Origin of the sequence: Methylocella tundrae (assembly GCF_901905185.1) — a bacterium.
Classification (GTDB): domain Bacteria; phylum Pseudomonadota; class Alphaproteobacteria; order Rhizobiales; family Beijerinckiaceae; genus Methylocapsa; species Methylocapsa tundrae.
Genome location: NZ_CABFMQ020000064.1, coordinates 1 through 380, shown reverse-complemented (window position 1 = coordinate 380; position 380 = coordinate 1). Strand labels below are relative to the sequence as shown.

Below are 380 nucleotides of genomic sequence, written 5' to 3'. Positions count from 1 at the left end.
CGCTCGTGGAGCGGTAGTTCTGCTCCAGCTTGATGACCTTGAGCTGCGGGTAGTCGACCGGCAGCTTCTTGAGATTGTCCAGCGTGGCGCCGCGCCAGCCGTAGATCGACTGGTCGTCGTCGCCCACGGCGGTGAAGCGGCCGCGCTCGCCCACCAGCAGCTTGAGCAGTTCGTACTGCGTGGCGTTGGTGTCCTGGTATTCATCGACCAGCACGTGGCCCAGCGCCTTCTGCCACTTGGCGCGCACCTCGGGGAAGTCGCGCAGCAGGCGCAGCGGCATGCCGATCAGGTCGTCGAAGTCCACGCTCTGGTAGGCCGTCAGGCGCTCTTCGTAGCGCTGCATGATCACGGCGATGGCGCGCTCGTTGTCGTCCTTGGCC

At 65.8% G+C, this 380-nt stretch carries 1 protein-coding gene; it reads right to left on the bottom strand.

Going from position 1 to position 380, the window contains the following annotated elements; all coding sequences use genetic code 11:
• On the bottom strand, positions 1-380 hold a 380-nt coding region (locus MPC4_RS05935; protein WP_174511710.1), incomplete at both ends, for a UvrD-helicase domain-containing protein.